This window comes from Phenylobacterium sp. (assembly GCF_019636135.1).
GTDB lineage: Bacteria > Pseudomonadota > Alphaproteobacteria > Caulobacterales > Caulobacteraceae > Phenylobacterium.
The window spans coordinates 83,521-106,780 of record NZ_JAHBYD010000014.1 but is presented as its reverse complement, the minus strand read 5'-3'; the positions used below and the strand labels follow the sequence as shown (position 1 = coordinate 106,780).

The following is a 23,260-nucleotide window of genomic DNA, read 5'->3' as shown; positions in this document are numbered from 1 at the left end:
GATGGCCTTGTCCTTCAGGCCCGGATCCATGGCGTTCCCTCCCTCGCCTTTCCTCTCAGAACGTCATGGCCGGGCTTGTCCCGGCCATCCAGACACACGGGCGCGTCCGGGTTGGTCACAGCGTCGCCAGCGCGATCTCTCGGCGCGCTCGGCGTTTATGGGTGGCCGGGACAAGCCCGGCCATGACGTTCTGGGGGAAGGGTGAGGGCTATTCCCGGCCCTCCAGGATGGCGAGGGCCTGTTCGGCGAGGGCGGGGCAGCCGTTGACGGCTTCGCTTTCGCGGGCGGAGTTGCCGGAGAGGATGCGGCGGTAGACGCCCTGGCCGATCGAGGCGAGGCGGAAGATCGAGAAGGCCATCAGGAACGGCCAGTCGGGCATCGGGCCGCGGCCCATGCGCTCGCAGTACGTCGCCACGTACTCGGCCTCGGTGGGGATGCCGCTGGCGGCGAAGTCGACGCCGTCGAGGCTGCCCCAGGCGGCGCCGTGGCTGCGCCAGAGGAAGGCGTTGTAGGCGATGTCGGCCCAGGGATGGCCGATGGTGGAGAGCTCCCAGTCCAGCACCGCGACGATGCGGTTCTCGGTGGCGTGGAACATGACGTTCTCGAGCCGGTAGTCGCCGTGCGCGATCGAGACCGACTGGTCGGCGGGGATGCGCGCCGGCAGCTTCTCGATGAGCGCGTCCATGGCCGGGATCTCTTCGGTCTTGGCGTCCTGGTACTGGCGGGTCCAGCGGGCGACCTGCCGCTCGAAGTAGTTGCCGGGCCGGCCGTAGTCGCCGAGGCCCACGGCTTCGAAATCGACCTTGTGCAGCCTGGCGAGCGTCGCGTTGAGCTCGTCGTAGATCTCGGCGCGGTCCTTGGGGGCGAGGCCGGGCAGGGCCGCGTCGCGGAAGATGCGGCCCTGCAGGAAATCCATCACGTAGAAGGTCGCGCCGATGACCTCGGGGTCCTCGCAGAGGGCGCGCATCTTCGGGACCGGGATATGGCCGTCGAGCGCCTTCATGGCGCGGTATTCGCGGTCGACCTGGTGGGCGGAGGAGAGCAACTGGCCCGGCGGCTTCTTGCGCAGGACGTAGCGGCGGCCCTCGCCGTCGGTGAGCAGGAAGGTCGGGTTGGACGCGCCGCCCTGGAACTGGCGCACCGTGAGCGTGTCGCCGATCTCCGGAAGCTGGGCGCGCAGCCAGGCATGCAGCCTGGCCTCGTCGAAGCGGTGCTGCGGCAGGACTTCGCGGACGGGGAGGTCCTGGCCGGGGACGGGGTCTGTCATGGGCCGACATGCTGGCCCTCACGCTGCGGCGGTCAACCACGACGCCACGGAAGGGGCGGTTGACCTCTCCCTGCGGAAGGGGCGGAGTCTTCGCGGAAAGCCGCCGTGAGCGCGGGCCGGGAGGACGGCGATGTATACGCTGCCGCATCACTTCGAGTTCCTGTCCGACGCCTGGATCGACGAGGCGCGGGCCTGGTTCGCGCAGCGCCGCGACCGGCTGGGCGCGCCGTTTTCGGTGAGCGAGCGGATGACGGATGCGCCGCCGCACCTCGGCCTGGCCGGCGGCGTGGCGAGCTGGACCGTGCGCTGGGACGGGTCGGAGGCGAGCGTCGCGCGGGGGTTCGACGCCGGCGCCGACGCGACATGCGAGGGCGACTACCAGGCGGCGCTGATGGCGGCGCAGTGGGTGGGGCTGCTGGCGCCGGGCGCGGTCGAGGCGATGCTGCGCGAGGTGCGGGCGCTCTTCGGGGCCGACGCGATCCGGTTCGGCGGCCGGGGCCTGCCCGAAGGGACCGTCGAGCTGATGGCCCATTTCCACGACCACATGGGCCGCAAGACCGTCGAGAACCCCGACCTGGCGCACCGGGCGCGGCGCCTGGGCCTGACGCGGCACGTCCGCGAGATGGAGGACCAGGGCTACACCATCGTCGAGCGGGCGATTTCGGACGGCTTCGCCGACGAGGTGCGCGAGGCGACGATCCGGGCGCTCAGCGAGAACCAGGCCGGCGCGGCGCTGAACTGGATGACGTACCAGGGGCGCGAGTTCGAGCGGCTGGTGCAGAACCCGCTCCTGATGACCCTGATCGACGCCTCGCTGGGGCGCGGGGCGGTGATCGCCTCGATCTCGGCGATCAAGCGGGGGCCGGGGCCGGGCTTCATCCCGATGCACACCGACTACGCCCACGTGCCCGAGCCCTATCCGGAGTTCTCGCTGACCGGCGTCGGCGTCTGGGCGCTGGAGGACTGGACGGTGGCGAGCGGGCCGACGTGGATCGTGCCGGGCAGCCACAGGCATCGCCGGCCGCCGCGCGAGGGCGAGGGCCATAACCAGGGCGTGCCGGTCGAGATGCCGAAGGGCAGCGTCGTCTACTTCCACCACGGCGTCTGGCACTGGCAGGGCGACCGCACCGAGGCGGGCGAGCGGGTGACCATCCACAGCCACTTCAACCGCGGCATCCTGCGCAGCCTGGAGCCGAAGAAGACCGACGTGCAGATGCTGCACCGCAACCCGCCGCGCCTGGGCGAGATGCTGGGCGAGGACGACTGGTTCGACAAGATGAGCGCCCACGGCCGCGACTACGGCCGCTTCGCCTACATGGAGCGCCTGCTGCGCTTCAACGAGGCCGGCAGGCGCGAGATCCTCGGCGAGGCGGAGCCGCCGCGCGGCCAGGACCTGGCGGCGCTGGTGAGTTAGCGCCCGATCCCCTGGAAGAGCTGGAGCAGCAGCGAGGGCTGCTGGTTGGCGATGCGCATCGCCACGATGGCGAGCTGCTGGCGCACCTGCAGGGCCTGCAGGCGGGCGGACTCCTTGGCGAGGTCGGCGTCGACGAGGTTGCCGATGCCCGCTTCGATCGTGTCCTGCAGCTTGCCGATGAAGGTGAGGTGGCGGTCGAGGCCCTTCGACCCCGTGCCCAGCCGCGACAGGGCCGCGTTCGCGCCGCTGATGGCGGCGGTGAGGTCGGCGACGCCGGTCGGCCCGAGGCCGCCCAGCAGGTCGGCGGGCATGCCGCCCAGGATGGCGCCGCCGACCGAAAGGTCCTCGCCCCCCACGTCGACGGTCTGGGTGGCCGAGGTGTTGGCCAGCGCCCGCACCTGGCCGCCTGCCAGCAGGTTCGTGCCGTTGAAGTCGGCGTTGCGGACGGCCAGGTCGATCTGGCGCTTGAGCGACTGGTAGTTGTCGTTGATGGCGATGCGCGCCGGGTCGGTGACGGCGTAGTCCTGGGCCGAGACGGCCAGCGCCTTCATGTCGTTCAGGAGGTCGGCGATCTGTTCGGCCGCGCTCATCGCGACGCTGACCACCGACTGGCCGCGGCTGATCGAGGACTTCACGGCGTCGAGCGCGCCGAGCTCGCCGCGCTGGTTCTGGGCGATGGCCCAGATGGCGGGGTTGTCCTTGGCGCTGTTGACCTTCTTGCCGGTCGTGATGCGCATCTGCACCACGTCCATCTCGGCGTTGATCGCGTTGAACGTCGCGATCGCCTGCATCGCGGCGACGTTCGTGTTGATGCTGTTGAACGCCATACGCTTGACCCAACCCATCGCGGGACGGCCGATCTGGCCGCAGGGACGTTCTGCCCCCACGACCACCTTGCTCGCTCAGCCTTAGCCAAGCGTTACCTCGGAGGAATTTCCCGTAACGCGTTCGCCGGTGTCAGCTCGCCGGCACGACGGGAAGCTCGATGGAACTGGCGGTGTCGCCGGTGAGGTAGATGCGTTGCGTGGCCTTGCGGTAGTCCGACGGCTTCGCGGTGAAGATGTTGGGCGTGAAGGTCTGCGGGTTGCGGTCGTAGAGCGGGAACCAGGTGGACTGGACCTGCACCATGATCCGGTGGCCCGGCAGGAAGACGTGGTTCGCCGGCGGCAGGTCGAAGCGGTACTTCTGGACCTTATTCGGCGGGATGGCCGTGGGCTTTTCGAAGGAGTCCCGATACCGGCCGCGGAAGATGTCCATGCCGACGCCGAGCTGGTAGCCCGCCATCTGCGGATCGGAGGGTACGGCGTCGGGATAGACGTCGATCAGCTTCACGACCCAGTCGGAATCCGTGCCCGAGGTGGAGGCGTAGAGGTTCACCACCGGCTCGCCGGCGATCTTCAGAGGCGCCTTCAGGGGCTCGGTGACGAAGGTGACGACGTCGGGGCGGCCGTCGACATGGCGCTGGTCGGAGACCAGCCAGTAGCGCCACTGGTCGGCGTCGTCCAAGCGGACCGGGCGGCGGACGTAGGGCACGGGCTTGGCGGGGTCGGAGACGTACTCCTCGTAGGCCGCGCCCGAGGTCGCCCGCGTGAAGGCGAGGCCGAGGCCGGGCGTGAGGTAGATGGGCTTCATCTTCACGTCGCACTCGGCGCAGGCCTGGGGCCACCTGTCGTACCGCCGCCAGCGCATCGTGCCGGTCTCGAAGATGGTCACCGGCGGCGTCGCGGCCTTCGGCGCGCCCGTCTTCAGGTGGCTGTCGAGGAAGGGTTTCAGCACCGTCAGGCGGAACTCGGTGGCGGTGTCGCCGGGGAGCTTGAGGGCCGGCCCGAGCTGGCGCTGCTCGTAGTTGGTTCCCGAATGACGCCAGGGGCCTAGCGCCAGGAAGTTCATGTCGTTGCGGACGTCCTTGGGCTCGACGGCCAGGTAGGCGTGGATCGCGCCCCACATGTCCTCCTGGTCCCACAGCGCGCCCATCCAGAGGGTGGGGACCTTCAGCGGCCGCTTCGCCAATATCCGGTCCAGCGCCTGCTCCTGCCAGAACCCGTCGTAGGCGGGGTGCTCGCGGATCTTGCGGTAGGCGGCGATCTGCTCCAGGCCCGCGGCGCGGGCGAAGTCGTCGAACGAGCCGGCGCGCAGGAAATTCTCATAGTCGTCAGAGGTTTCGCGCGGGATATTGTCGCCGGCGCCCTTCCGGGTCATCTGGCTGGTGAACCAGTCCACGTTGCGGGCGCGGAAGGCGCCGTAGTGGAACCAGTCGTCGCCCATCCAGCCGTCGATCATCGGGCTCTGCGGCACGGCGGCCTTCAGCGCGGGGTGCGGGTCGACCAGCGCCATGGCGGTGGTGAAGCCCGGATAGGACGAGCCGATCATGCCGACGCGGCCGTTGCTCTCGGGCGTGTTCTTCACCAGCCAGTCGATGGTGTCCCAGGCGTCGGTGGAGTGGTCGACCCTGCTGTCGTTGAGCGGCCCGACCAGCGGCCGGGTCAGCACATAGTCGCCCTCGGATTCGTACTTGCCGCGGACGTCCTGGTAGACGCGGATGTAGCCGTCCTCCAGGAAGGGCTCGTCCATCTGCGCGCCGGTGGCGGCGGCGTACTGCGAGATGCTCCGCTCGGCCGAGCGCTTGGCGTTGTAGGGCGTGCGCGTCAGCAGGATCGGCGCGTCCTTCGCCCCCTTCGGGACGATCAGCACAGTGTAGAGCTTCACCCCGTCGCGCATGGGGATCATGACCGTGCGCTTGACGTAGTCGTAGCGCCCGGTCGGCCACTTGAAGTCCTTGGCGATGTCGGGGGTCAGCGGCGGGGTCTGTGCGGCGGATGCGGCCGGGACGAGGGCGAGGAGGGCGGCGCAGCACGCGGCCGCTAGCGGAAGTTGCGGATTCATGCTCCGACCCTAGCAAACGGGCCGCGGTCGGCGACAGTGCCTGGAGGGGCGTGGGATGATGCGCGCAGTGCTGCTGGCGGGCCTGGCGGCCGTCGTGGTCGGGCTCGCGGGGCCGGCGTCCACCGCGCCGGCGGACGCGAGGTTGCCGGCGGACGCCCGGTTCAAGGCGCTCTACGAGAAGGAATGGGCCTGGCGGCAGGCCGAGCTCGCGCGCAGCGACAGCCCCGAGGACGACACCCTGGACCCGCACCTGCCGCACGTGGACGCCGCCAGCCAGGCGCGGCGGCTGGCCTACTGGCAGGACGTGAGGAGGCAACTGGACGGCATCCGCGAGGCCGACCTCTCGCCCGACGCGCGGGTGAACTATCAGGTCTACCGCGACCAGATCGACGTGCTGGTGAACCAGCAGCGGTTCCGCGAGTACGAGAAGCCGTTCAACTCCGACAGCTCGTTCTGGTCGAACTTCAACTACAAGGCCCGCCGCACCTTCATCGGCGCGCAGGACTACCGGAACTACCTGTCGCAACTCAGCGAGATTCCACGCTATTTCGACGAGCAGAAGGTCAACATGCGCGCCGGCCTGAAGCGCGGGTTCACGCCGCCCAAGGCGACGCTGGTGGGCCGCGAGGTTTCGGTGACGGCGACGGCGGACGCCAAGGCCGCCGAAGACACGCTGTTCTGGGAGCCCTTCAAGGCGATGCCGGCGTCGATCCCCGCGGCCGAGCAGGCGGCGCTGAAGGCGCAGGCGAAGTCGGTGATCGAGGGGCAGGTGAAGCCCGCCTACGCGAGCCTGCTGAGCTTCCTGCGCGACGAGTACATCCCGAACGCCACCGAGACCCTGGCGGCCGAGGCGCTGCCCGACGGCAAGGCCTACTACCAGGCGCAGATCAAGGAGTTCGCCACCGTCGACCTGACGCCGGAGCAGATCCACCAGCTCGGCCTCTCCGAGGTGGCGAAGATCCGGGCGCAGATGGAGGCGGTGAAGCGCGAGGCGGGCTTCGCGGGCGACCTGCCGGCCTTCTTCGCCTACCTGCGGACCGACCCGAAGTTCTATCCCAGGACGGCGCAGGAATTGCTGAACACCGGCGCCTGGATCGCCAAGCGCGTGGACGGGAAGCTGGAGGCCTACTTCGGCTGGCTGCCGCGCAGCCGCTTCACCATCGTGCCCGTGCCGCCGGACATGGCGCCCTTCTACACCTCGGCGCGGGGCGGCAGGACGCAATACCTGATCAACACCTACGACCTGCCCTCGCGGCCGCTCTACAACATGACGGCGCTGACCCTGCACGAGTCGGCGCCGGGGCATTCCCTGCAGGGCGCGCTGGCGGAGGAGCAGGAGGGGCTGCCGGACTTCCGGCGCTACGTCTACATCTCGGCCTTCGGCGAGGGCTGGGCGCTCTACTGCGAGTACCTCGGCCTGGAGATGGGGATGTACGACACCCCCTACGACCGGTTCGGCTATCTGACGTTCCAGATGTGGCGGGCCGCAAGGCTGGTGGTGGACACCGGCCTCCACCACAAGGGCTGGACGCGGGCGCAGGCCATCCAGTTCCTGCACGACAACACCGCGCTCTCGGACCACGACATCGAGATCGAGGTCGACCGCTACATCTCCTGGCCGGGGCAGGCGGTGAGCTACTACCTGGGCATGATGGCCATCAAGGAGGCGCGGGCGAAGGCCGAGGCGGCGCTGGGCCCGAAGTTCGACATCCGCGCCTTCCACGACACGGTGCTGTCGATGGGGAGCGTCCCGATCCCGGTGCTTGCCGCCCGCATCGACCGGTTCATCGCCGAGGGCGGGCGCGATCCGATGCCGGTGGACTTCCAGAAGTCGAAGACGCCGTAGCGAAGTAAGGGAACCACGGAAAACACAGAAGGCGCCTGCGGCGCCTACACGGAAGAAGCGGGGTCCTGGACAGCCTTCTGTGTAGCCGCCAGGGGCGGCTTCTGTGTTTTCTGTGGTTCGACAGCGCTTCGCGCGTCAGGCGCTGGCCAGGGCGCTCTGGAAGAGGAGGGCGCCGTCGGCGCTGCCGAGCTCGGCTTCGAAGGCGCGGTCGGGGTGGGGCATGAGGCCGAGCACGTTGCCCCGGCCGTTGACGATGCCGGCGATGTCGCGGGCGCTGCCGTTGGGGTTCTTGCGGTAGCGGAACACGACCTGGCCTTCGCCTTCGAGGCGGTCGAGCGTCTCGTCGTCGGCGAAGAAGTTGCCCTCGCCGTTGCCCACGGTCATCACCGCGCTGCGGCGGCCCTGGTAGCCGGCGGTGAAGCGGGTCTGGCTGTTGACGACCTCGAGCTCGACGGACTTGCAGACGTACTTCAGCGTCTCGTTGCGCAGCAGGGCGCCGGGCAGCAGGCGCATCTCGCAGAGGACCTGGAAGCCGTTGCAGATGCCGACGGTGGCGACGCCGCGCTCGGCCGCCGCCTTGACCTCGCCCATGATCGGCGAGAGCGAGGCCATGGCCCCGCAGCGCAGGTAGTCGCCGTAGGAGAAGCCGCCGGGGAGCACGATCAGGTCGACGCCGTCGGGGAGCGCGGTGTCGGCGTGCCAGACCATGTCGACGTGGGCGCCCGTGGACCGCTCGATGGCCACCTTGCAGTCGCGGTCGCAGTTCGAGCCCGGGAAGACGATGACGGCGGCTTTCATGGCGCGCGCGTTAGCATTGTTCGGAGGTGGAGTCAGGAGGCTGCTCTCCCCCCGGGGCGGGTCTCCGGCGCGGCCGGGTCTGTTACGGCCGTTCCACGACCCAGATGTTGCGGAAGCTGATCGGCGGGCTGGGGTCGCCGTGGGCCTGGAGCTTGATCGGCGCGGGGCCGTGGGCCTTGTAGGCGGGCTTGCCGATGTAGACGGTCTCGCCGGCGAGGACCGCGTCCTTCTGGACGAGGACGCCGTTCATGCGCGCGGTGACGCGGGCGGGGCTCTTGAGCGAGCCGTCGGCGTTGAAGGTGGGCGCGGTCCAGACGACGTCGAAGGTCTGCCACTGGCCGGGCGGCCGGGACGGGTTCGCGAGCGGCGGATGCTGCTTGTAGATCGCGCCGGCCTGGCCGTTGACGTAGGTCTCGTTCCGGTAGCTGTCGAGGATCTGCAGCTCGTAGCCGGCGTCGCCCGGGCCGGTGGAGGCCAGGAAGAGGCCGGAGTTGCCGCGGCCCTGGCCCTCGCCGGTGATGGTCTCCGGCGTCTTCCACTCGAGGTGGAGCCGGTAGTTCCGGAAGCTGCGTCTCGTCTCGATGTTGCCGGCGAGCTTGGCGACGGTCATGACGCCGTCGGCGACGACCCACTTGGCCGGGGACTTGTCGCGGACGCTGACCCACTGGTCGAGGTCGGTCCCGTCGAAGAGGACGATGGCGCCGCGGGGCGGCCTGGCGGGTTTCGCCGGGCCAGGGCCGGCGTCGACGACGGGGACCTTGGGCTCCCACTGCTCGGTGTCCTGCGGCTTGGGGGCCTGGGCCCAGCAGGCGGCGCCGGCGGCGACCGTCGCGACGGCGGCGGCGATCCAGATGCCCCTCTTGCTATGGTTGGCCCTCACAGCTCCCAGCCCTTGCGGTAGGTGCGGGTCAGATACTGGTTGGCGTCGGGGGCGTTGGTGACGCGGCCGGCGGCGCCGTCGTATTCGATGGGCCGGTCGGCCTTCAGGGCGACGATGCCCAGGATCATGGTCTCGTTCAGCGGCACGGCGTAGTCGAAGGGGCAGGAGGCCGGCTCCTCGCCGCGGATGGCGCGGACGAAGTTGGTCTCGTGGCCGGCCAGGCCGCCTTTGATGCGCGGCAGGGTCTGGCCGATCTTCTTCGCCTTCTCCTCCAGCCCGTCGCCGATGAGCACCGGCTTCTCGCCGTAGGTCTCGTGCATCAGCATGCCCTTGGCGCCCACGAAGAGGACGCCGCCGTCGGGGCTCATGGCGAGGTTCGCCGGGAAGCCGGGCGGCGTGGGCGGCAGGATGCCGCCGTCGTACCAGGTCATGCGGACCGGCCCGCCTTTCGCATTCCCGAACTCGTAGTGGGTGACGCAGGCCAGCGGGAAGCCCTCCAGCGGGCTGGGCCGCTTGGTGTCCCAGAGGCTGGCGCCGCCGGGCCAGCGGGAGTGGCGGGTCTCGACCCGGGTGGGCAGGCCCGGCTCCAGCGCCCAGACGGGGAAGTCGATCAGGTGGGCGCCCATGTCGCCCAGCGCGCCGCAGCCGAAGGGGATCCAGCCGCGCCAGTTGAAGTGGGCGTAGTCGGGGTTGTAGCCCCAGTCGACGTCGGCGGGGCCGAGCCACGTCTGCCAGTCGAGGTTGGCCGGCGTGGGGATGGGCGCGGGGCGCGCGACCCCCTGCGGCCAGACGGGCCGGTTGGTCCACACGTGGACCTCGCGGACCTTGCCGATCAGCCCGCCGCGGATCAGCTCGACCACGCGGCGGCCGTCGTCGCCGGAGTGGCCCTGGTTTCCCATCTGGGTGACGAGGCCGGGGTTGGCGCGGCTGAGCGCCAGCAGCCTTCGGCCCTCCTCGACGGTGTAGGTGAGCGGCTTCTGCACATAGACGTGGAGGCCGCGCTCCATGGCCATGCGGGCGGCGACCGCGTGGTGGTGGTCGGGCGTGGCGATGACGACGGCGTCGATGTCCTTCTGGGCGTCGAACATGCGGCGGTAGTCGGTGTAGCGGGTCGCCTTCGAATAGGCCGCCTTCAGCACCGCGCGCATCGGGTTCGGCTCGAAGTGGCTGTCCAGCATGCCGCGCGCGACGCGGTCGAAGTCGACGTCGCAGGCGGCGACGATGTTCTCGCCGGTGAGCTTGGCCATGTTGGCCGCGCCCTGGCCGCCCGCGCCGATGACGGCGAGGTTGACCTTGTCGTTGGGGCCGAGCTTGCGGGCCGCCGCGAACGCCGGGGCGGCCATGGCCGCGGCGCCGGCGCCCAGCAGGCCCCGGCGGGTGATGTGGTGAACCTGAGCCATCTGATGCGGCCTCCCTGTCGGCGCATTTGGCGCGGCGTCGGCGATCGGCGCAAGCGCGCCCGATTATCCAGGATCGTCATCCCCCGGCTTGTCCGGGGGACCCATTGGGCTGTGCTGTGGAGATTTCGCGCGGCGACGCCGCTGCGGATCACTGGGGGCTCACAGCCCAGTGGGTGGCCCGGACAAGCCGGGCCATGACGAGCAGGGGAACGTGGCGGGCGCCGGTCAGGCGCTTGCCCCCACGACGCCGGCGAGGAGGGTGGGGAGCATGGCTTCGGCGCCGGGCGGGTCGCCCTGGCGGATGACGACGAGGTCCTTCGAGGGCACGATCAGGACGGCCTGGCCGCCGGCGCCGAGGGCGGCGAAGGTGTCCGACGGCGATCCGGGGAAGCGCAGGCCCGGGGCGCCGCCGGCGGCGCTCACGCCGGGCCTGGCGTTCTCCCACCAGAGCAGGCCGTAGGCCGGGTTCAGCGCCTGGGACGGCGCGATCAGGGTGTCGAAGGCCTGGCGGCTCACGAGCTGCCTGCCCGCCCACTGGCCATGGCGCTGGGCGAACAGGCCGAAACGGCCGAGGTCGCGGGCCGAGCAGACGGCGGTGTAGTAGTTGGTGACCGGGCCGTTCGCGCCCTGGCCCTTGTTGGTGAGCCAGGTGGTGCGGGTCATGCCGAGCGGACCGAGGAGCTTGCGCTGGGCGTAGGCCTCGAACGGCTCGCCGACGGCGCTCGCCAGCACGTGGAAGCAGAGGTGGTAGACGGCGGTGTTGTAGTGCCACTTCGTGCCCGGCAGGTCCTTCTCGGGCGCGCCGGCGTTCAGGGCGTACTGGTCGCCGGCGACGTTGCGGAGCGCCAGGCCCGTATCGTCGAGGCCGGACGTCATGCTCATCAGGTGGCGGAGCGTGATGTTGGTCTTGGGACCGCCGCGCCAGGAGGGGATGAAGTCGGCAGCAGGCTGGTCGAGGCTCTTGATCCTGCCGTCGTCCATGGCCATGGCGATCAGGACGGCGACCATGCTCTTCCCGACCGAGGCCACCTCCTGCGACCTGTCCTCGCCCCAGCCCGCCGCATAGCGCTCCAGCACGATGCGGCCGCCCCGCAGCACCAGCACGCTGCGGCTGCGCGCGGCCATGGCGGCGTCGACGGCGGCCTCCAGCCTGCCGGCGTCGAGGCCGGCGGCGGCGGGGCCCAGCGTCTCCCAGGCCGTGGCCGACGGGCAGTAGGGCGCCAGCGAAGCGGCCAGCGCGGGCGTGGCGGCGAAGGCCGTCGCGGTCGCGAGGACCGTGCGGCGGGAGAGCGCGTCGTTCATCTCGATTTCCCCGGAAATCCGACCTCGCGCAGCGAGGCGGGCGCTTCGGCGGCCTGGAGGCCGTAGCCTCGCGAGATCATCAGCCGCATCACTTCGTTCTGCATGTAGTAGATAATGTTGCGTGCGCCCTCGGCCGCCAGCGCGCCGTCACGGGCGGCCAGACCGGCGCGAACCACGCGCCAGTGCTCGACCGGCCCCCGTCCATCGACGCTCTCGGCCAGCGCGAAGTAGGAATAGTGCCAGCGGGTCTTGCGCCGTATGGACTCGATCATCCGCTGGGCGTCGGCGCTGCCGACGCTGGAGAGGCGGCTGAAGATCACCTCGCTCTGACGGATCAGTTCTTCGGCCGGCTCATGACGCTCGGAGGCCGCCAGCAGGCCGTCGACCATCTGCAGGGTCTCGGCCATGAACGGCGGCGTCGCGCGGATGCAGGCGAAGCGGGCGGCGAGGCCGTAGAGCGCGGCGCGCACCTCGTAGAGGTCGAACACCTCCTGCACGCTGGTGGCCGCGACATAGGCGCCGCGGTTCTCCTCGATGATCACCAGGCCGTCGTCGGCGAGGGTGCGCAAGGCCGTGCGCGCGATGGAGCGGCCCACGCCGAACTCGGCGCAGATCCGCGCCTCGCGCAGCCAGGCGCCGGGTGACAGCACGGCGTCGGCGATCTGCTTGCGCAGCGCCACGGCCACGTCGCCAGCCGTCACGGGCGGCGGATCGGTCGCCATTCGCATCGACGACTTGGAGGGCATGGCGCGGGCGGAGACCTCTTGGTGGGACGGTGTTCGACTAGCGCGACTCTGACGGTTGAATCGAGCGGTGGGAAGTCCGCGCGGAATGTGGCGTCGACGCAGCCTAGCGCCGAATGTTCCACGAATGAAAGAATATTGTCGTACAATAAATTTGACATGATCGTGCAGTTCGTTGTGTCTAGCCCCCAATGGCGCGCCAAGCGCCCGATGGGAGGGAGTCATGCGCAACCTGTTCTGCTCCGCTGCGGCGGTGTCGCTTCTGGCCGCGGGCGCGGCCGTGGCCCAGCCCGTTTCGGCCCGCGTCGAGGCGAGCGACGCGAACACCATCGACGAGCTGATCGTCACGGCCACCCGGCGCGAGGAGAGCCTGCGCGACGTGCCGATGACCATCTCGGCAGTGACGGCCGAGCAGCTCGAGGCCACCGGGCCCATCGCCGGCACCGGCGACCTGCTGCGCACGGTGCCCGGCGTCCGGTTCAACGACCTGCAAAGCAGCAACCTGAGCGAGGTCTCGATCCGCGGTTCAGGCACCCAGCGGGCGACGGGCGCGGACTCCGGCGTCGGCCTGTTCGTCAATGGCGCCTACGTCGGATCGAGCACGCTGGGCGGCCGCAACTTCCGGCATGTGGACCACTTCGACGCCCAGCGGGTCGAGGTGCTGCAGGGGCCGCAAGGCGCGCTGTACGGCCGCAACTCGGAATACGGCGTGGTGAACATCGTCTCGGCCAGGCCGCAGTTCAACAACTCGGGCTATGTCAGCGGGACCTACACCGGCAAGCTGGAGCAGCGGAAGCTCATCGGGGTGGTGAACCAGCAGCTCAGCGACGAGGTCGCCGTGCGCATCGGCGTCCAGGGCGTCGATCAGAGCAAGGGCTTCTACTACAACCCGACCAGCGACAAATATTATGACTCCACCGAGGGCTGGATCGCACGGGCCCAGCTCCGCTTCAGGCGCGGGCCGCTGGATATCGATTTCCTGGTGGACGCCCAGGACCTCGACCTGCCGACCTTCCTGAACGCCTATGTCCTGGAGCCGGGCCGGGCCGCGGCGATCCCGCTGGGCTACAGGCACAACCGCTTCGTGATCCCGCACGACGGGCAGGACGGCGTCAACCAGAAGACCCATCGCGCCATGATCCTGGCCGACTACGACCTGGGCTGGGCGACGCTGACGTCGACCAGCATGGTCAGCAACTTCAAGTCGCGACAGGACTTCGCGTCCGCCATCGACCTCGCCACGGAAGCGGAATTCCAGCGGACCGGGCAGGTCGGCGTCTACCCGCTGGGCCAGACCTCGACGCTGGCGAAGGACCGCACCTTCTACCAGGACATCCACCTCGCCGGGACGGCCCTCGAGGGCGCCCTGGAGTGGCTGGTCGGCGGCGACTACCTGAACCAGGACGACCTGAACGGGACGTTCTCGGCCACCACGCCCTGCGTGCTGCGGGTGGGCGCAGGCATCTGCGGCGGCTCGCCCACCGCACCGGTCTGCTATCGCCTGCTCCCGACCTCGACGGCCTGTCCGACCCCGTTCCCGAACAGCTTCGGCACGGAAGCGCGCGCCACGCTGAAGAACGAGTCGGAGTCGGTGTACGGCTCGATGAAGTACCGTACCGGCCCATTCACCTTCGCCGGCGAGCTGCGCTACTCGCACGACGACAAGCAGGCGTCCCAGGTGTCGTTCCTGCTCTATACGACGACGCTGGCCGCGCCGTCGGCGGCCTACGACTTCAAGGCCAACCGGCTGAACTACACGGCGACCGTCAGCTACACCCTGCCAGGCGACCTGGGCGGCCTGGCCTACGCCAAGGTCGGGACCGGCTACCGCGCCGGCGGGGTCAACGCGCGCACCTCGTCGCCGTTCGCGCCGAATCCCTTCCGGCCCACCTACGGCAACGAGGACACGACCAGCTACGAGGTCGGCTACAAGGGCAACCTGGCGCGCAACATCTTCCTGCGCGTCGCGGCCTACGCCTCGCGGACCGAGGACGCGATCACCTCGATCACCGACGGCTGCGCGGTGACGAACGCCTGCGGACGCGGCCCGACGGTGTTCAACATCAACGGCGGCACGGTGCATGCGCGCGGCGTCGAGGCCGCCATCGACGGCCGCTTCCGGGTGGCCGACGGCACGCTGAACATCGGCCTGAACGGCTCGCGGCAGCGGGCGCGGTACGTCGACACGCCGAACAACTATTCCGGCCTGCCGTTGGTGGGCTCGTCGGTGGCGCAGATCCCCAAGTGGAACATGTCGGCCACGATCGGCTACCGACGGCCGCTGACCGACAAGGTCGATGGCTTCTTCAACGTGACCTACAACGGCCAGCGGGACGGCATCCAGGACACGGTGACGGCGGCGACCGGCCCGGTGTATCTGCAGGACGTCGACCTGACGAGCGCGCGGGTCGGGGTGAAGTACGGCAAGGTCGAAGCGGCGCTGTTCGTGACCAACCTGACCGACGAGACGATCGCGCTGCTGCAACTGCAGACCGGCGCCGCGCCGCTCTCGGTCCGCTACAATCAGCCCCGGACGGTCGGCGCCAACGTGATCTATCGCTGGTAGGGCGCCGGGCACGGAGAACGCCTTCTCCCACACGCAGGGCGTTCCGGTCGCGGTCCCCCAAAAAAAGCCGGTGCGTCCGGCGCATCCGCTTAACCACGCCGTCCGTAAGTGTGACGGGGGCTAATTGCGCGGGGAGGCGCAGGCGGCATGGGGTGGCGGAAACTCAGCGGCGCCGGTCACGCGGTGGTCGAGGTGGAGGGCTGCCTGGATTCCGCGAGCTGCCCCGAGTTCCAGGCCTTCCTGGCGGATGCGGCGGCCGACGCGGCGGCGCGCGACGAGGTGCTGGAGATCGACCTTTCGGGCCTGCGCGAGATCTCGTCGCACGGCCTGCGCGCGCTCGCGTGCGCGCAGCACGAGGCGCGGCGCATCGTGCTGACCTGCCCCGAGGGCCGGGTCCGCGAGATCCTGACGATCAGCCGGCTGGACAGCGTCTTCCGAGTCCGGGCGCCCACGATCCACTTCATGGGCGCGTCGAAGGCCGTGCCCGAGATGCCTACATCCGGTCCGGTGTCGCTATCCCAAGAAGGTCAAGCGCCAGCTCGAGCTGTCGAAGCGTAGCGGTGGCCAGGGTCAGGCGGCTGGCGCGGGTCGCCGGGTCCGCCGCCTGCAGGATCGGGCAGGCGGCCCAGACCTTCGACCAGGCCTGGGCGACGCGGTAGGTGTGCTCGGCGAGGATGTTCGGCGCCTTCTTGTCGTAGGCGTCGGCCAGGGCGGCGTCGAAGGCGTCGAGCGCCAGCACCAGATCCCGCTCCGCCGGCTCGGCGACGACGACCGGACCGGCCTCGGCGGCCTCCGCGGCGGCGCGGCGCAGCAGGCTCTTCACCCGCACCGCCTGGTAGAGCAGGTAGGGGCCGGTCTTGCCCTCGAAGCTGGAGAAGCGGTCGAGGTCGAAGATGTAGCTGGTGCCGCGGAAGTTCTGCAGGTCGGCGAACTTCAGCGCCGCGACGGCCACCTTGCCGGCGATCTCCTCGAACTCGTCGGCCGGGACGTCCTCGCCCAGCGACTGTTCGCGCAGGCGCTCGCGCGCCTTCTCGCGGGTCATCTCGATCAGATCGTTCAACTTCAAAACACCGCCGGCGCGGGTCTTGAAGGGCTTGCCGTCGGTCCCGTTCATGGTGCCGAAACCGACGTGGATCAACTGGCCCTCGGCGGCGTAGCCGGCGAGGCAGGCGGCGCGGAACACGATCTCGAAGTGGTCGGCCTGGCGCTGGTCGACGCAGTAGATGACCAGGTCGAAGTCGAAGGCCTGGCGGCGGTCGAGGATGGTGGCGAGGTCGGTCGTGCCGTACATCGCCGAGCCTTCGGACGAGACCACCAGCAGCGGGTCGGGCCAGGGCGCCTCGATCACCGTGCCGTCGGCGAGCTTCTTCGGCCGCGTCTCGCCGTCCCGGTCGACGCGGACGATGCGCGCGCCCTGGTCGTCGACCAGCAGGCCCTTGCCGTCCAGTTCGGCGACCATCGGGCCGATCAGGTCCTCGACGTCGCTCTCGCCCTTCCACCAGTCGAAGTCGACGCCGAGCGCGTGGAAGTCGCGGATCAGGGCCTCTCGGGTCACGTCGCGGAAACGCTCCCACAGCGCGTAATAGCCGGCCTTCTTCGACTGAAGCTCGGCGGTGAGCCGGCGCGCGCGGTTGCGGAACCCGACGTCGCTCTTCGCCCGCTCGGCGGCCGGCGGGTAGAGCGCGCCCAGGTCGTCGAGTCCCAGCGTGGCCAGCACGGCCAGGCGGCCCCTGTCGGCCTCGGTGACCTCGCCCTTGGCGTTCAGGTCCTCGACCAGCTCGGCGATGGCCGGATAGGTGTCGCAGACGGCGGCGATCAGCAGCCCCATCTGGAAGCCCCAGTCGCCGAAGTGGGCGTCGCCGATCACCTCGTCGCCGCGGAAGCGGTAGATGCGTTTCAGGCTCTCGCCGATGATCGAGGCGCGCAGGTGCCCAACGTGCATCTCCTTGGCCACGTTGGGGCCGCCGTAGTCGATGATGACGCGGCGAGGCCGGACGACCGTTTCGGCGCCGGCGCGCGGATCGGCGGCGACGGCGTTGGCGCGGTCGCTGAGGGCCGCGTCGGCGATCTTGAGGTTGATGAAGCCGGGGCCCGCGATCTCGACCGACGCCAGGCGCGGGTCGCCCTTCAGCCGCTCGGCGACGGCGGCGGCGATCTCGCGCGGGTTCCTGCCCACGCGCTTGGCGCCGGCCAGCGCGCCGTTCGACTGGAAGTCGGCGAGGTCGGGCCGGTCGGACGGCGTGACGCGGGCCAGGTCGGCGGGCACGCCTTCGGCGGCGAAGGCGGCGGCGACCGCTTCGCCCAAGGCGGTCTTGAGGTCGCTCATGGGTTCGGCGCGGCGCTCGCGGTCTGGCCGACGTTCACGCGGAAGCGCTTGCCCTCGCGGTTGAAGGCGGCCATCTGCGGCGTCACCTCGAAGCCGATCAGCACCTCGAAGTTCGAGCCCGAGACGGCGATGCCGGCGCGCGGGATGGTGATCGAGCCGATCTGCTCGGTGACGTAGACGCGGTCCTGGCCCTCGGGGAACGTGACCGGCAGGTCGAAGCTCTCCTTGTGGATGACCTCGCGGTTCCGGTCGGTCACGGCGATCCAGTACCTGTAGGTCTTCTGGCGGCCGGTCGACTGCGGGCCCTTGCCCATCTCGAACAGCACTTCCATGGTCACTTCGATCGGCTGGTCGTCCTTGTAGGAGCAGCCGGCCGATATGCCCTGGATCTCGCCGGTCCAGCCGACGTTCGCCGAGGCCTCGCGGTTGTCCTTGAACTCGACGTAGCGGGCGGCGTCGTAGAGCGATTTCACGAACGGGCAGGGGCCGGCGTTGCGCAACTGCGGCAGCGGCGCCTGGACGTCGCCCCACTCCTCGCGCTGCTTGCGCTTCTTGGCGGCGTCTTCCTGCTGCTTGCGCTGCTCGGCCTCGGGGTCGCGGCGCCCTTGCGCGTAGGCGGCGGCCGGAACGGCGGTGAAGGCCGCCATCAGGGCGGCGGCGAGAAGCATCTGGCGGCGCATGAACAGGCGTCCAACGGAAAGGGCCGCGGGAAGGCCGCGGCGGTCAGGGGCTAAGTACAGCGGGATGAATGCGGCGGCAACGCGACGGTTGGACATCGGCGGCGGGGAATGGGGCGCCACCCATCCCCGCTCGTCATCCCCGGCTTGTCTGGGGGATCCATTGGGCGGTGAGCCCGACGATCGAGCACGCGGCGGCGACGCTGCGATCCAACCTTCGACTCACAGCCCAATGGGTCACCCGGACAAGCCGGGTGATGGCGAACAAATATAGAACATATTGAGTGAGCGTTCTATCCTTCTTTGGCCGCGACGGGCTGGCGGTCGAGCCGTCGGCGCACTAGGTTCGCACGCCATGCCGCCGCGCCCCCCGCTCACCGTCCTGCTCGCCAGCCCGCGCGGGTTCTGCGCGGGGGTGGACCGGGCGATCCAGATCGTGGAGCGGGCGATCGCGAAGTACGGGGCGCCGGTCTATGTGCGCCACGAGATCGTCCACAACCGCCACGTGGTCGACCGGCTGAAGGCGCTGGGCGCGGTGTTCGTGGAGGAGCTGGAAGAATGCCCGGCGGACCGGCCGGTGGTGTTCTCGGCGCACGGGGTGCCGAAGTCGGTCCCGGCCGAGGCCAAGCAGCGGCAGATGCTGTACCTCGACGCCACCTGCCCGCTGGTCAGCAAGGTGCATGTGGAGGCCGGGCGCCACTTCGACGCCGGGCGCGAGATCGTGCTGATCGGCCACGCGGGCCACCCCGAGGTGGTGGGCACCATGGGGCAGTTGCCCGAGGGCGCCGTCGTGCTGGTCGAGACGGTGGAGGACGCCCGCGCGTTCCGGCCGAAGGACCCCGCCAACGTGGCGTTCGTGACCCAGACGACGCTGTCGGTGGACGACACGGCCGAGATCGTGGCGGCGCTCCGGGCCCGTTTCCCGGCCATCGCGGCGCCGCACAAGGAGGACATCTGCTACGCCACCACCAATCGCCAGGACGCGGTGAAGGCGATCGCAGCGCGCTCCGACGTGCTGCTGGTGATCGGCAGCGCCAACTCGTCGAACTCGGTGCGGCTGGCGGAGGTGGGGCGGCGCTCGGGCGCGCGGGCCTACCTCATCGACGACGCCTCGGCGCTGGACCTGGCGTGGCTGGACGGCGCGCGGACAGTGGGCGTGACGGCGGGCGCCTCGGCGCCGGAAGTGCTGGTCCAGGGCGTGATCGACAGGCTCGCCGCCGCCTTCGACGTGAGCGTCGAGGAAGCCGACGCGGCCCGCGAGACCGTGACCTTCAAGCTGCCGCGGGCGGTGGCTTAGGCGCTTCCTCTTCGATGGATCGTTCGCGAAGCCACGTCGCGAGCTGCTCGACGTCGCGTTGGCCCGCTGCGACAGCCAGCACGGCGCGCGCGGCGTCCGCCTGAGCCGCGACGAGCCTGCGCCCGTTCTTTCGGAGGAACAGACCGGCCGCCAGGAAGCCGGCCCGCTTGTTGCCGTCGATGAAGGGATGGTTGCTGACCAGCGCTACGAGGTAGGTCGCGGCCAGCTCGCAGACGTCGCCGACGCCCTCGTAGTAATGGCGGTTCTGCGGGCGCTGGAGCGCAGACTCCAGGAGCCCTTCGTCACGCAGGCCCGCCGCGCCGCCATGCAAGGCGAGGCTTCGATCATGAAGGACGAGAAGCGCTTCCTTGCTGATCCAGCCGGGCTCGCTCACTTCGCCAGCGCGCGGAAGGTGTCGCGGTAGTCGTCCATGAACTCTTCGCCGAGCGCGATCTCTTCGGCGACGCCGGGGCTGTAGGCCGAGATGCGCATGTCGCCGTCGGGTGCGTCGGTCAGGTAGAGCGTGTCGCCTTTCTGCACGCCGAGCTTTGCCAGCGCTTCCTTCGGCAGGAGCAGCCCGACGGAGTTGCCTACCTGAGTGAGCTTGAGTGTGATCATGTGCGCGTTATAACGCATATAATACGCGCGCGCCAGCATTTGCGGACCGTTCCGCCGCGCGACGCCCTTGACCGCCTCGCCGACGTGCCGCACTGCGACGCGCATGGCGGTCTACACCGACATCACCGACGAGGAGCTCGCGGGGCTGCTGGCCGATTTCGACATCGGGCAGGCGACGTCGTTCAAGGGCATCGCCGAGGGGGTGGAGAACTCCAACTTCCTGCTGGAGACGACGAAAGGCCGCTACTTCCTGACCGTCTACGAGAAGCGGGTGCGGGAGGAGGACCTGCCGTTCTTCCTGGGCCTGATGCAGTGGCTGGAGCGGCACGGGTTCCCGAGCGCCGCGCCGATCGCGGACCGGAACGGCGAGATCCTGAAGCGGATGCGGGGCAAGCCGTGCGCGCTGGTCAGCTTCCTGACCGGGCTGTCGGTGCGCAGGCCCACCGTCGCCCACTGCCGCGAGGCCGGGGAGAGCCTGGCGCGACTGCACATCGCCGGCGACGGCTTCCCGATGGCGCGGGTGAACGACCTGGGCCAGCCCTACTGGGCGCCGATGTTCGCGAACCTGACGGGCGATGCGGAGAAGTTGAAGCCGGGGCTGTCGAAGGTGATCGCAGGTGACCTCGAGCTGCTGGCGCGCAGGTGGCCGCGGGGGCTTCCGGAAGGCGTGATCCACGCCGACTATTTCCCGGACAATGTCTTCTTCACGGCCGGCAGGTTCGCCGCCGCCTTCGACTTCTACTTCGCCTGCACCGACGCGCTCGCCTACGACATCGCGGTGGCCCTGAACGCCTGGTGCTTCGAGCCGGACGGCAGCTTCAACATCACTGCGGCCCGCGCGCTGGTGGGCGGCTACGAGAGCCGCCGGAAGCTCACGGACGCCGAGCGCGCGGCGCTGCCGGTCCTGGCGCACGGGGCGGCGATGCGGTTCTTCCTGACGCGCCTGCACGACTGGCACGCGACGCCGGCCGGGGCGCTGGTGAAGCCGAAGGACCCGCTGGAGTACGAGCGCAAGCTGGCAGTGCATCGCTCATCGCCGGACCTGGTTCTCTTCGGGACCCCCGCATGATCCCGGGTGTCGTCATCTACACGGACGGCGCGTGCTCCGGGAATCCGGGGCCGGGCGGCTGGGGCGCGATCCTGATGCACGGGGCGACCGAGAAGGAGCTCTCGGGCGGCGAGCCGGCCACGACGAACAACCGCATGGAGCTGATGGCGGCGATCCAGGCGCTGGAGGCGCTGAAGAAGCCCTGCAAGGTCGAGCTGCATACCGACAGCACCTACGTGATGAAGGGCATCTCGGAGTGGATCCACGGCTGGAAGCGCAAGGGCTGGCGCACGGCCGACGGCAAGCCGGTCAAGAACGACGACCTGTGGCGGCGCCTTGACGAAGCGCGTTCGCGTCACGACGTGACGTGGAGGTGGGTGAAGGGCCACGCCGGCCACGAGCTCAACGAGCGGGCGGACATGCTCGCCCGTTCCGGGCTCAAGGCGGCGCTCGAGGCCGCGTCGGGCTGATCGTTCAATCTTGAACCATCGAGGCTGGCGGCTAGACTCCTCCCATCGGTGATTCGGAGGAGTGCTGCATGGCCGCGGTCATCGAGGAACATCCCGAGGTTCAGGTCTTCGACGAGATCAGCATGATCGAGCACGGGGTGCGCATGGCGATCACCCGCGCCCTGCCGGTCGGCCTGACCTATCCGCAGTACGAGGTGCTGAACCTGATCGCGCGGCGCGGCGACGACCTGACGCCGGCGCAGATCTCGGACGCGCTGAAGATGACGCCGGGCGCCATCACCAACACGCTGCAGCGGCTGGAATGCACGGCGCTGGTCTCGGTGGAGGCCTGCACGAAGGACCGGCGGCGCAAGCGCGTGCGCCTGACGCCCGAGGGCCGCGAGGCCTACAACCGCTCGATGGCGGCGATCCGGCCCAAGGTCGAGAAGCTGCGCGACGGCTTCACCCAGAAGGAGTTCCGCGAGGCGCTCCCGTTCCTGCGCGCGCTGCGCGTCTGGATGAGCGAGATCCGCTAGAACCTGGTTCTCGACACCGGGGGTCCGGGCAGGCTTCGATCCAAGGCGGCCCGACGGCGGGCGGAGGGTGCGATGAGGACGATCCTGCTGGCGTTGCTGGCCTCGCTCTGGGCGACGGCGGCCTGCGCCTATCCCGTCGGCGAACGCCAGGTCCAGGCGACCAACCCGACCGCCGCCCTGCGCGACGCCCAGCACAGGGACGCGCTGCGCGTCACGGTCTGGTACCCGGCGAACGACCTGGCGAACGAGCAGGACATCGTCATCGGGCCGCCCGGCGCCCCGCTGTTCTATGTCGGTGAGGCGGCGCCCGACGCTGGCTTCGCCGACGAGCGCCGCCGGCCGGTGATCCTCTTCTCCCACGGCTTCGGCGGCACGGCGCGGATGATGGGCTGGTTCGGCACGGTGATGGCGTCGCAGGGCTACATCGTCATCGCCGTCGACCACCCGGGCAACAACGGCATGGAGCCGATGACGGTGGCCGGCGCGACGCTCTTCTGGGAACGGCCGGGCGACCTGGCCGCGGCGCTCGCCCGCGTTCGCGCCGATCCCGAGCTGGGCCGCCGGCTGGACATGGCCAAGGTGGGCGTCGCCGGCTTCTCCGCGGGTGGGTTCACCAGCCTGGTGGCGGCCGGCGCGCGGGTGGACGTCGCGCGCTTCAAGGCCTTCTGCAAGGACCGGCCCGACGACGGCGTCTGCAAGCCGCAGAAGGAGCTGCCCACGTTGACGATGGACGCGGCCGTGGCCTTCCTGGAGAGCCCCGAGGCGAAGCCCGCCGTCGACCGCGCCGCAGGCGACCTCGGCCTGCCCGAGGTCCGCGCCGCCTTCGCCATCGCCCCCGCCATCGTCCAGGCGCTGGACCCCCGGAGCCTGCAAGGCCTGCGGATGCCCGTGGCCATCGTGCTCGGCGACGGCGACGACGTGGCCCCGCCCAACACCAACGGCAGCTATGCGGCGCGGCTGATCCCGGGCGCCCGGCTGAAGGTGCTGCCCGGCGTCGGCCACTACGACTTCCTGTCCCGCTGCACCCCGGCCGGCGACGCCGTGGTGAAGGACCTCTGCCCGGTGAACGCGCCGCGCAGCGGAACCCACCGCGCCGCCATCGAACAGGCCCTCATGCTCTTCGGCCGCACCTTCGGCCCGCCGCCGTAACTAAAGAACGTCATGGCCCGGCTTGTCCGGGCCACCCATTGGGCTGTGCGTTCGTGATGAT

21 protein-coding genes are annotated in these 23,260 nt (G+C 70.0%); 9 read left to right on the top strand and 12 right to left on the bottom strand.

All coding sequences use genetic code 11. The features are described 5' to 3' along the window. Positions 1-208 precede the first annotated feature (208 nt). Positions 209-1,267, bottom strand: coding sequence for a phosphotransferase family protein (locus KF737_RS11735; protein WP_296454637.1), 1,059 nt, complete (start codon positions 1,265-1,267; stop codon positions 209-211). Between the two features lie 130 nt (positions 1,268-1,397). On the opposite strand from KF737_RS11735, the gene KF737_RS11730 reads away from it, so the two are divergent. After that, a complete protein-coding gene (locus tag KF737_RS11730) occupies positions 1,398-2,681 on the top strand; it encodes a phytanoyl-CoA dioxygenase family protein (RefSeq protein WP_296454635.1) in 1,284 nt (427 codons plus the stop codon). Here the strand turns inward: KF737_RS11730 and KF737_RS11725 are convergent. After that, a complete protein-coding gene (locus KF737_RS11725) occupies positions 2,678-3,508 on the bottom strand; it encodes a flagellin (protein WP_296454633.1) in 831 nt (276 codons plus the stop codon). The two genes, KF737_RS11730 and KF737_RS11725, sit on opposite strands and share 4 nt — an antisense overlap. A gap of 130 nt (positions 3,509-3,638) precedes the next feature. Further along, positions 3,639-5,564 (bottom strand): CocE/NonD family hydrolase, encoded by a 1,926-nt coding sequence (locus tag KF737_RS11720; protein WP_296454631.1) that lies wholly within the window; start codon positions 5,562-5,564, stop codon positions 3,639-3,641. A 55-nt stretch (positions 5,565-5,619) separates the two neighbouring features. On the opposite strand from KF737_RS11720, the gene KF737_RS11715 reads away from it, so the two are divergent. Further along, entirely contained in the window at positions 5,620-7,410 is a 1,791-nt protein-coding gene (locus tag KF737_RS11715) for a DUF885 family protein (RefSeq protein ID WP_296454629.1), read from the top strand. Between the two features lie 135 nt (positions 7,411-7,545). Here KF737_RS11715 and purQ read toward each other — a convergent pair whose 3' ends face one another. From purQ to KF737_RS11690, 5 genes are all read right to left on the bottom strand, one after another. After that, positions 7,546-8,208, bottom strand: coding sequence for a phosphoribosylformylglycinamidine synthase subunit PurQ (gene purQ / locus KF737_RS11710; protein WP_296454628.1), 663 nt, complete (start codon positions 8,206-8,208; stop codon positions 7,546-7,548). An 82-nt stretch (positions 8,209-8,290) separates the two neighbouring features. After that, positions 8,291-9,088 (bottom strand): DUF1080 domain-containing protein, encoded by a 798-nt coding sequence (locus tag KF737_RS11705; RefSeq protein WP_296454627.1) that lies wholly within the window; start codon positions 9,086-9,088, stop codon positions 8,291-8,293. Further along, complete coding sequence (locus KF737_RS11700; RefSeq protein WP_296454625.1) at positions 9,085-10,488, bottom strand: Gfo/Idh/MocA family oxidoreductase; 1,404 nt, start codon at positions 10,486-10,488, stop codon at positions 9,085-9,087. Before KF737_RS11700 ends, KF737_RS11705 begins: the two co-directional genes overlap by 4 nt. A gap of 225 nt (positions 10,489-10,713) precedes the next feature. Further along, positions 10,714-11,790, bottom strand: a complete 1,077-nt coding sequence (locus KF737_RS11695; protein WP_296454623.1) for a serine hydrolase — start codon at positions 11,788-11,790, stop codon at positions 10,714-10,716. Then, a complete protein-coding gene (locus KF737_RS11690; RefSeq protein WP_296454622.1) occupies positions 11,787-12,491 on the bottom strand; it encodes a GntR family transcriptional regulator in 705 nt (234 codons plus the stop codon). Before KF737_RS11690 ends, KF737_RS11695 begins: the two co-directional genes overlap by 4 nt. Positions 12,492-12,756: 265 nt before the next feature. Between KF737_RS11690 and KF737_RS11685 the strand changes: the two genes are divergently transcribed. Then, on the top strand, positions 12,757-15,099 hold the full coding sequence (locus KF737_RS11685) for a TonB-dependent receptor (protein ID WP_296454620.1): 2,343 nt from the start codon (positions 12,757-12,759) through the stop codon (positions 15,097-15,099). A 147-nt stretch (positions 15,100-15,246) separates the two neighbouring features. Continuing rightward, positions 15,247-15,657, top strand: coding sequence for an STAS domain-containing protein (locus tag KF737_RS11680; protein ID WP_296454618.1), 411 nt, complete (start codon positions 15,247-15,249; stop codon positions 15,655-15,657). Here KF737_RS11680 and argS read toward each other — a convergent pair. Both argS and KF737_RS11670 read right to left on the bottom strand, forming a co-directional pair. Next, on the bottom strand, positions 15,593-17,425 hold the full coding sequence (argS, locus tag KF737_RS11675) for an arginine--tRNA ligase (RefSeq protein WP_296454616.1): 1,833 nt from the start codon (positions 17,423-17,425) through the stop codon (positions 15,593-15,595). The two genes, KF737_RS11680 and argS, sit on opposite strands and share 65 nt — an antisense overlap. Next, on the bottom strand, positions 17,422-18,105 hold the full coding sequence (locus KF737_RS11670) for a Tat pathway signal sequence domain protein (RefSeq protein WP_296454614.1): 684 nt from the start codon (positions 18,103-18,105) through the stop codon (positions 17,422-17,424). Before KF737_RS11670 ends, argS begins: the two co-directional genes overlap by 4 nt. A 352-nt stretch (positions 18,106-18,457) precedes the next feature. Here KF737_RS11670 and ispH point away from each other — a divergent pair, with 352 nt between their 5' ends. Further along, the gene (gene ispH, locus KF737_RS11665; protein ID WP_296454612.1) at positions 18,458-19,399 is read left to right on the top strand and encodes a 4-hydroxy-3-methylbut-2-enyl diphosphate reductase; all 942 of its coding nucleotides are present in this window, start codon (positions 18,458-18,460) and stop codon (positions 19,397-19,399) included. Here the strand turns inward: ispH and KF737_RS11660 are convergent. Together KF737_RS11660 and KF737_RS11655 are read right to left on the bottom strand one after the other, a co-directional pair. After that, positions 19,374-19,793, bottom strand: a complete 420-nt coding sequence (locus KF737_RS11660; RefSeq protein WP_296454609.1) for a type II toxin-antitoxin system death-on-curing family toxin — start codon at positions 19,791-19,793, stop codon at positions 19,374-19,376. The two genes, ispH and KF737_RS11660, sit on opposite strands and share 26 nt — an antisense overlap. After that, complete coding sequence (locus KF737_RS11655) at positions 19,790-20,017, bottom strand: AbrB/MazE/SpoVT family DNA-binding domain-containing protein (RefSeq protein WP_296454668.1); 228 nt, start codon at positions 20,015-20,017, stop codon at positions 19,790-19,792. The genes KF737_RS11660 and KF737_RS11655 overlap by 4 nt, the downstream gene beginning before the upstream one ends. Before the next feature lie 103 nt (positions 20,018-20,120). Here KF737_RS11655 and thrB point away from each other — a divergent pair, with 103 nt between their 5' ends. The 4 genes from thrB (at position 20,121) to KF737_RS11635 (ending at position 23,199) form a co-directional block, all read left to right on the top strand. Continuing rightward, entirely contained in the window at positions 20,121-21,086 is a 966-nt protein-coding gene (gene thrB, locus KF737_RS11650) for a homoserine kinase (RefSeq protein WP_296454608.1), read from the top strand. Continuing rightward, positions 21,083-21,535, top strand: a complete 453-nt coding sequence (gene rnhA / locus KF737_RS11645; RefSeq protein ID WP_296454606.1) for a ribonuclease HI — start codon at positions 21,083-21,085, stop codon at positions 21,533-21,535. The genes thrB and rnhA overlap by 4 nt, the downstream gene beginning before the upstream one ends. Before the next feature lie 68 nt (positions 21,536-21,603). Next, positions 21,604-22,050: a MarR family winged helix-turn-helix transcriptional regulator gene (locus tag KF737_RS11640; protein ID WP_296454604.1), complete on the top strand. Its 447-nt coding sequence runs from the start codon at positions 21,604-21,606 to the stop codon at positions 22,048-22,050. Positions 22,051-22,122: 72 nt separating this feature from the next. Then, a complete protein-coding gene (locus KF737_RS11635; protein WP_296454603.1) occupies positions 22,123-23,199 on the top strand; it encodes a hypothetical protein in 1,077 nt (358 codons plus the stop codon). Positions 23,200-23,260: the final 61 nt, after the last annotated feature.

Excerpts from the sequence above, each read along its gene's own strand:
- KF737_RS11735 (WP_296454637.1), bottom strand. The coding sequence starts at position 1,267 with ATGACAGACCCCGTCCCCGGCCAGGACCTCCCCGTCCGCGAAGTCCTG.
- KF737_RS11720 (WP_296454631.1), bottom strand. The coding sequence starts at position 5,564 with ATGAATCCGCAACTTCCGCTAGCGGCCGCGTGCTGCGCCGCCCTCCTC.
- rnhA (WP_296454606.1), top strand. The coding sequence starts at position 21,083 with ATGATCCCGGGTGTCGTCATCTACACGGACGGCGCGTGCTCCGGGAAT.
- KF737_RS11725 (WP_296454633.1), bottom strand. The coding sequence starts at position 3,508 with ATGGCGTTCAACAGCATCAACACGAACGTCGCCGCGATGCAGGCGATC.
- ispH (WP_296454612.1), top strand. The coding sequence starts at position 18,458 with ATGCCGCCGCGCCCCCCGCTCACCGTCCTGCTCGCCAGCCCGCGCGGG.
- KF737_RS11730 (WP_296454635.1), top strand. The coding sequence starts at position 1,398 with ATGTATACGCTGCCGCATCACTTCGAGTTCCTGTCCGACGCCTGGATC.
- KF737_RS11680 (WP_296454618.1), top strand. The coding sequence starts at position 15,247 with ATGGGGTGGCGGAAACTCAGCGGCGCCGGTCACGCGGTGGTCGAGGTG.
- argS (WP_296454616.1), bottom strand. The coding sequence starts at position 17,425 with ATGAGCGACCTCAAGACCGCCTTGGGCGAAGCGGTCGCCGCCGCCTTC.
- KF737_RS11700 (WP_296454625.1), bottom strand. The coding sequence starts at position 10,488 with ATGGCTCAGGTTCACCACATCACCCGCCGGGGCCTGCTGGGCGCCGGC.
- KF737_RS11635 (WP_296454603.1), top strand. The coding sequence starts at position 22,123 with ATGAGGACGATCCTGCTGGCGTTGCTGGCCTCGCTCTGGGCGACGGCG.
- thrB (WP_296454608.1), top strand. The coding sequence starts at position 20,121 with ATGGCGGTCTACACCGACATCACCGACGAGGAGCTCGCGGGGCTGCTG.
- KF737_RS11695 (WP_296454623.1), bottom strand. The coding sequence starts at position 11,790 with ATGAACGACGCGCTCTCCCGCCGCACGGTCCTCGCGACCGCGACGGCC.
- KF737_RS11670 (WP_296454614.1), bottom strand. The coding sequence starts at position 18,105 with ATGCGCCGCCAGATGCTTCTCGCCGCCGCCCTGATGGCGGCCTTCACC.
- purQ (WP_296454628.1), bottom strand. The coding sequence starts at position 8,208 with ATGAAAGCCGCCGTCATCGTCTTCCCGGGCTCGAACTGCGACCGCGAC.
- KF737_RS11655 (WP_296454668.1), bottom strand. The coding sequence starts at position 20,017 with ATGATCACACTCAAGCTCACTCAGGTAGGCAACTCCGTCGGGCTGCTC.
- KF737_RS11640 (WP_296454604.1), top strand. The coding sequence starts at position 21,604 with ATGGCCGCGGTCATCGAGGAACATCCCGAGGTTCAGGTCTTCGACGAG.
- KF737_RS11685 (WP_296454620.1), top strand. The coding sequence starts at position 12,757 with ATGCGCAACCTGTTCTGCTCCGCTGCGGCGGTGTCGCTTCTGGCCGCG.
- KF737_RS11715 (WP_296454629.1), top strand. The coding sequence starts at position 5,620 with ATGATGCGCGCAGTGCTGCTGGCGGGCCTGGCGGCCGTCGTGGTCGGG.